This window comes from Pedobacter sp. 05L430, from assembly GCF_056397585.1.
Window position 1 is genome coordinate 1 of record NZ_JBFTNT010000218.1, and the last position, 7117, is coordinate 7117.

At 37.4% G+C, this 7117-nt stretch carries 8 protein-coding genes; 5 read left to right on the forward strand and 3 right to left on the reverse strand.

Features of this window, described 5'->3' with window-relative positions:
- The 5 genes from AC1DG9_RS20280 to AC1DG9_RS20300 all read left to right on the forward strand — a co-directional run.
- On the forward strand, window positions 1-1761 hold a 1761-nt coding region (locus tag AC1DG9_RS20280), incomplete at its 5' end, for a tetratricopeptide repeat protein (RefSeq protein ID WP_477635135.1).
- 20 nt (window positions 1762-1781) lie between these two features.
- Window positions 1782-3992, forward strand: a complete 2211-nt coding sequence (locus AC1DG9_RS20285) for an alpha-galactosidase (RefSeq protein WP_477635136.1) — start codon at window positions 1782-1784, stop codon at window positions 3990-3992.
- A gap of 22 nt (window positions 3993-4014) precedes the next feature.
- The gene (locus tag AC1DG9_RS20290) at window positions 4015-5073 is read left to right on the forward strand and encodes a UDP-glucose--hexose-1-phosphate uridylyltransferase (protein WP_337716094.1); all 1059 of its coding nucleotides are present in this window, start codon (window positions 4015-4017) and stop codon (window positions 5071-5073) included.
- Between the two features lie 68 nt (window positions 5074-5141).
- Complete coding sequence (locus tag AC1DG9_RS20295; RefSeq protein ID WP_048905677.1) at window positions 5142-5330, forward strand: hypothetical protein; 189 nt, start codon at window positions 5142-5144, stop codon at window positions 5328-5330.
- Window positions 5331-5457: 127 nt separating this feature from the next.
- A complete protein-coding gene (locus AC1DG9_RS20300) occupies window positions 5458-5982 on the forward strand; it encodes an RNA polymerase sigma factor (RefSeq protein WP_172662762.1) in 525 nt (174 codons plus the stop codon).
- 5 nt (window positions 5983-5987) lie between these two features.
- Here AC1DG9_RS20300 and AC1DG9_RS20305 read toward each other — a convergent pair whose 3' ends face one another.
- From AC1DG9_RS20305 to AC1DG9_RS20315, 3 genes are all read right to left on the reverse strand, one after another.
- The gene (locus AC1DG9_RS20305) at window positions 5988-6227 is read right to left on the reverse strand and encodes a hypothetical protein (RefSeq protein ID WP_152542262.1); all 240 of its coding nucleotides are present in this window, start codon (window positions 6225-6227) and stop codon (window positions 5988-5990) included.
- 13 nt (window positions 6228-6240) lie between these two features.
- Entirely contained in the window at window positions 6241-6876 is a 636-nt protein-coding gene (locus AC1DG9_RS20310; protein WP_477635137.1) for a hypothetical protein, read from the reverse strand.
- A 152-nt stretch (window positions 6877-7028) separates the two neighbouring features.
- Window positions 7029-7117 (reverse strand): superoxide dismutase family protein (locus AC1DG9_RS20315; RefSeq protein WP_477635138.1); only part of this gene is annotated, 89 nt, incomplete at its 5' end.

Below are 7117 nucleotides of genomic sequence, written 5' to 3' on the forward strand. Positions count from 1 at the left end.
AGTGTCCAAAGGAATCCGAATCCTTATGATTGTGAAGCATATTATAACCTTGGCTTATCTCTTAAATTCCAAGATAAACAAGAAGAAGCATATAAAGTATTCTACAAATCTACATGGAATAAGGCTTACAAAGATAGCGGTTATTTCTCAGTAGCACAGATTGATATGATCAATGGAGATTACGAACTTTCTTTGGATCACATTAATCACTCGATAGATAACAACGCCAATAACAGTAAAGCTTATGTTGTAAAATCTGCGGCTTACAGAAAGCTGCGTCAGGCAGATCAATCAATTCGCACCACGGATCTGGCTCTGGAAAAAGACGCATTTAATTTAGGCGCATTGTTTGAGAAAGTATGTGTTTACAGATCATTGAACGATGCGTTAAATGAAGAAAAATATTTGAAGGAACTAGTTACACTAGCCAGGGGATATGAACAGAACTTTATTGAATATGCTATAGATTATGCAGAATCTGGTCTATTCTCCGAAGCAATTGATTTACTTACATATGCCATCAAAGGAAAAGAGACAAATCCATTAGTTTATTATTACCTGGGATATTTCCACCATAAACTGGCTCAGACTGAGCTTGCAAGTAATTATTTTCAAACGGCCGCTGAAGCAGATTCTTACTTATGTTTTCCTAATAGGCTACAGGAAATAAAAGTTCTAAGAGCTGCCATGCAGTTAAATCCTGATGACTCAAAAGCGCCTTACTATCTTGGTAATTTATTCTACGACAAACGACAGTATGATGAGGCAATTGCCTACTGGGAGACTTCAGCTAAATTAAATGGAGATTTTCCGACTGTGTTAAGAAATCTTGGTATTGCTTATTTCAATAAACAAAATGATCAGGATAAGGCTTTAGCCTGTTTCGAAAAGGCGTTTGAATTGGATCCTCTGGATGATCGTTTATGTATGGAGCTGCATCAACTCTACAAGAGATTAAATAGAAGTCCTAATGAACGCTTAGGCTTTCTGGAAAAGAATTTGGACACCGCATTACAAAGAGATGATGTATATCTGGATTTGATATCAATATATAATTTCCTTGGCGAGAACGAGAAAGCTCTTCAATTGCTGATGCAACACAAGTTCCATCCCTGGGAGGGCGGAGAGGGTAAAGCTTCAGGTCAATACGTATGCAGCCTTATTGAGCTTGCCAAAGAAAAAATACAGAACGAATCGTATCAAGAGGCCATCTCATTACTAAATGACGCACAAACTTATCCGCATAATCTGGGTGAGGGAAAGTTATATGGAGCTCAGGAGAATGACATATTCTACTGGCTGGGTTGTGCATACAAAGGATTAAATGACGAAGAGAACTCAAAGAAATATTTTAACATCGCAACAAAGGGACTTGACGAACCATCAGCAGCCATGTTTTACAACGATCAGCAACCTGACAAAATATTTTATCAGGGACTGGCCTGGAAGAAACTTGGAAATGTAGAGAAGGCTGAACAGATATTTAATAAACTAATAGGCTATGGTAACCAGCACATTAATGATCAGGTTAAGATTGATTACTTTGCTGTGTCATTGCCAAACTTATTAATATTTGAAGATGATCTTGACATTAGAAATAAAGTTCATTGCTATTTTTTGCAAGGTTTAGGCTATCTTGGCCTTGCAAAATTTGAAAATGCCACTGATGCACTATTTAAAGCCCTTGAACTTGATGCAGAACATCTGGGAGCAAGGCTTCATTTAGATATGGTTAAACAAGATTTTAATTATACAACGTAATACCAAATATATTTTTTAACATGAGATTTAAGACACACTCAATTCCAGCCTATGCATCATTTGCTATGCTTTCTGCAAGTATAATGCTAAACACCGGTAAGCTAGTTGCACAAACCATTATACCCATAGAAACGCAAAATAATGCTTTGATATTACAGGCAGATACGAATAAAGATCTGGGAACAGTTTATTTTGGAAAGAAATTATCTAATACCAGTGAATATGGTGAGGTGTCTGGTGTGTTTAAGCAAACTCCTGATTATACTGGAATGCTTAATTCAGCCTATACTGCTTCAGGTTCACGAAACTTATTAGAGCCTGCTATAACCGTAACACATGCAGATGGCAACAACTCATTGGATTTAAAGTATGTTAGTCATGATTTAAAGAAGGTAAATGATGATGTTTCACTATTAAGCATAGTTTTGAAAGATCCAGCCTATAATTTTACAGTTACGCTTTATTATAAAACATACTATAAAGAAGATGTTGTAGAGCAATGGTCGTCCATTAAACACAATGAAAAAGGCAATGTAACACTTCATAAGTATGCCTCAGCTAATCTTCACRTAAAAAGTGCAGGTTATTATTTGAATCAATACCATGGCGACTGGGCCAAAGAGATGCAGTCGGAAGAATCAAAACTTACCCATGGCATAAAGACACTTGACACTAAATTAGGTACAAGAGCTAATCTTTTTCAGCCATCTGTATTTATGGTATCTCTAAATAAGCCGGCAACAGAAGATGAAGGTACAGTGCTATTTGGTGCTTTAGAATATAGCGGCAACTTCCGTACTGATCTGGAAGTTGATTATCAGGATAACCTACGCATTATATCAGGTATAAACAATTACGCTTCTCCGTATACACTTAAACCAAATGAAGAATTTGTTACTCCTGTATTTCTGTATACCTTGTCTACGCAAGGTAAGGGTGTAGCGAGCAGAAATCTTCAAAGCTGGGCAAGAAACTACAAACTTCTGGATGGTAAGGGTACCAGATTAACCTTGCTTAACAACTGGGAGGCAACTTATTTTGATTTCAATGAAAGCAAACTTGCAGGACTTTTAAAGGATACTAAGAAACTAGGTGTAGACTTATTTTTATTAGATGATGGATGGTTTGCAAATAAATACCCTCGTAATGGTGATGTTGCAGGTCTTGGTGACTGGGAAGAAAACAAAGAGAAATTACCTAACGGAATCTCATCGTTAGTTAAGGAAGCTCAGAATAACAGCGTGAAATTTGGTATCTGGATAGAACCTGAAATGGTGAATCCTAAAAGTCAATTGTATGAAAAACATCCTGATTGGGTAATCAAGCAACCTAAGAGAGATGAGTATTATTTTAGAAACCAATTGGTGCTTGATTTAACTAATCCTAAAGTTCAAGACTTTGTATATGGTGTGGTTGATGATCTATTCACTAAAAATCCGGATCTAGCCTACATTAAATGGGATTGTAATGCGGTTATTTACAATGCACACTCTGCTACTCTTAAAAATCAATCGCACTTTTACATTGAATATGTACGTGGATTATATAAAGTATTAGAAAGAATAAGAGCTAAGTATCCTAAAGTTCCAATGATGCTTTGCTCTGGCGGTGGCGGCAGGGTAGATTATGCTGCATTGCAATATTTTACAGAGTTTTGGCCTAGTGACAATACAGATCCACTTGAACGTATTTTTATGCAGTGGGAATATTCTTATTTCTACCCTGCAATAGCAAGTTCTAATCATGTGACCGACTGGGGTAAACAACCAATTAAGTTCCGTACTGATGTGGCCATGATGGGTAAATTAGGATTTGACATCGTGGTTAGTCATTTAAAAGAGAATGACCTTAAATACTGTCAGGATGCAATTAAAACTTATAATGAAATAAAGCATATCATCTGGCAGGGTAATCAATACCGCTTATCTAACCCAAAAGAATCTAGCGTAGCTTCAATGCTGTATATGGACGAAAACAAATCTTCCGGGGTGATCTTTAACTATCTTGTAAACTACAGGTATGGAGTAAACAGTAGCCTGCCGATTCTATTAAAGGGATTAGATGCTGCCAAGAAATACAAAATTGAAGAGATAAATCTTTATCCAGGTACTACTTCAACTATAAAAGGCGGCAAATCTTACACAGGAGATTTCCTGATGAAAGTTGGATTTAACCCGGATGTGAACTCATCAAGAGCGAGTGTAATATTAAAAATTGAAGAAGTAAAATAGAATAAAACAGATAAGACACAAGATGGATACCAATTTTGATATGAATGAACACCCGCACACGCGGCAAAATATATTAACCGGAGAGTGGGTTTTAGTGTCTCCACACAGAACTAAACGTCCATGGCAGGGAAAGGTAGAATCCCTGCCTGCCGACAACCGACCTCAACACGACCCTGCTTGTTATCTGTGTGCCGGTAACGAAAGGGCAGACGGAAGTAGAAATCCGGATTACACTACCAATTTTGCTTTTACAAACGATTATTCGGCGTTATTGCCGGATACTCCTGTAGGAGAAATTGCTATTGACGGTTTACTTAAAGCTGAAAGCCAGTCGGGAATTTGTAGAGTTATTGCTTTTTCTCCACGTCACGATCTTACACTTGCAGAACTTGATCTGAATGCAATTAAAGGGATTATCCAGTTATGGGCAGAAGAGTTTAAAACTTTAAGTGAAAACCCTTCAATTAAGCACATTCAGATATTCGAGAATAAAGGTGAGTTAATGGGATGCAGTAATCCACATCCCCATGGTCAGATCTGGGCACAGAACAGCATCCCCCTTGAGATCCATAAAGAAACAATAAATCAAAAAAAATATTTCCAGGTAAACGGCAGAAGTTTACTGACAGACTATCTTAAAGTAGAGCTTAAAGAGCAAAAGAGAATAGTATTTGAAAACGATAGTTTTGTAGTACTGGTGCCTTTCTGGGCAGTATGGCCTTACGAAACCATGATTATCAGTAAAAGACATGTAAGAAGTATATTGGAGTTCACCGATAAAGAGCAAAAAGATCTTGCCTCGGCCCTCAAAAATATAACAGTAAGATACGATAATCTTTTCCAGGTTTCTTTCCCTTACTCGGCTGGTATGCACCAAATGCCTGTAAACGACGGTGATCACGCAGAGTGGCATTGGCATATGCACTTTTATCCACCACTCTTACGCTCTGCAACAATTAAAAAGTTTATGGTAGGATACGAAATGCTTGGCAATCCTCAGCGTGATATTACACCGGAAGCAGCTGCAGAAACCTTAAGAAACCTGTCTGACATTCATTATAAAAGCAATAATCTTTCATAGTTAAAAAACAAATGGTTTTTATTAACTTTAAGTAGACGTTTAAAGAAATCTATTAAAGTATTAATGCCATGGAAAAAGAGGAAATCAAATCATTATTAGAGATTATTGACCAACAAGTAAGTTCTTCAATACTGGGTGGAATGGAAGAACAGTATGAAGAACTTGAAGAGTTGGGGTTTATAACAATCAATAGACATAGCGTACAGCATTCAGCCTCAATAACGCCTCTGGGAATGGAATACCTGGATCAGGAGTAGGAGAGAACTTGAATGTTGGCTATCAGAACGTTATCTATGTTTTGGTACGTATTTTGACAGATATCATTACCATTGAAATATTGATCAAAATGAATTAAAAAGTAGTCACTCCCTAAACCTCCTAGCCATKAACACTACTGATTTCAACCACCAGCTTAGTCTAAATCAAAGCGCTCTAGAAACTTTTGCCTTTAAGTTTACCCAGGACTATGAGGATGCCAATGATCTGGTTCAGGATACTTTGTTGAAGGCAATGCGCTATTCCAGAAAATTCAGGGATGGCACAAATTTTCGTGGATGGTTATATACCATCATGAAAAACACTTTTATCAATAGCTATAGAAGGGGAGTTAAGACCAGATCATTCATTACTACGCACGAAGAAATCCCTGTGTCGCAATTACAGAATAGTGCTACCGGGAATTCAGGGGAAAATAAATTTATGCTTGAAGACATTCATAATGCAATGAAGAAACTTCAACCTGAATATTTAACCCCGTTCATTAAGTATTTTGAAGGCTTTAAATATCATGAAATCTCTGAAATGCTGCACGTACCAATAGGAACAGTAAAAACAAGGATACATATGGCAAGGGGAATCTTAAAAAAGAACCTTAAAATGTACACAGATGAGTTTGCAGCTAAAGCTTAATATTTTTACGGATTCTTCTCTAAGTAGTTATCAATAGCCTTTTCCAGATCTTCATATCCTTCAGGAGGGAAACACCTTGATCCCGGGTGCTCTATGGTCCATTTTCCATTAGCCCGACTGAGCACAATAGGGTCTGGTTCGCCTGTAACCAATTCTACTTTAAATCTCAGGCAGTTATCGGATGAAGTTACAAGGACATCCAGTTCCATGCTCGCTTTCCTGAATCTAACTGGAAATGTTCTCATACATTGTATCCTCCTATTRTTTAATTACACCTTTACTAATCATATCATCGAATAATCTTTTATTGAAGTCTGTAGCAAGGGCCTGGGGACTGGAAGGATCCGATGATTTAGTCTGCACGGAATAAATAAGTTTATCGGTATTCAAGCTATAGAAATTCGCTTCAAGTATGAACTTGTTGGTTACCGTATAATATCCGGGTTCATAAACCCTGGCATACATCGTATGATAGTAGCCCCAGAAACGATAGGTTCTTGGCCAGRTGCTTACCGAACCAGGGTTGTAATTCTTTTCTTTCGTTTTATCTAATAAGGCAATTGTAAAAGTGCCATCATACCCTTTGTTTTTTATTTTCTTAAGCGCCTGAGATTCACTTAGACCCTCAAAAGCCTTTGGGCCATACTCGGCCAGTGCCGAGCCTGCATTAATGCCATGGGCCTTAAGATTCTGTACGGTTACGTTCTCTACATTTTCTTTAAGGCTTCTGTCTTTCGCGCCCATTAATCCAATCACCAGCACTTTATTAGATTTTTCTATTGTCCCCTGAGGATCAGCCCAGGATGAAATGATCTTCGTACTATTGCAAGCATTTAACAAAATGGCAAATAGAAGAACCATCCCTATTGCACTGGGCAACAATAATTTTTTCATGTTTTATAAGTTTTTATACACTTATAACAATCCATAACCCATTTGGTTGTAACATTTTAGCGTAAAATTTTGGTGATTTAATTTGTATCAATCAGTAGGATGAATGAGTAGGCCCTTTTACTGCTTCCTGCTCAATTCATCCCTTAATAAAATTAAAGTTTAACAATTACACCACATCCAACTCTAGGTCCGGAATTGCCTGTAGGTTGGGTAGTATAGTCATCGGTACCTCCATGAACTA

Bases quoted from the DNA above. Each gene is read 5' to 3' on its own strand.
- AC1DG9_RS20305 (WP_152542262.1), bottom strand. From the start codon at position 6,227: ATGAGAACATTTCCAGTTAGATTCAGGAAAGCGAGCATGGAACTGGAT.
- AC1DG9_RS20295 (WP_048905677.1), top strand. From the start codon at position 5,142: ATGGAAAAAGAGGAAATCAAATCATTATTAGAGATTATTGACCAACAA.
- AC1DG9_RS20290 (WP_337716094.1), top strand. From the start codon at position 4,015: ATGGATACCAATTTTGATATGAATGAACACCCGCACACGCGGCAAAAT.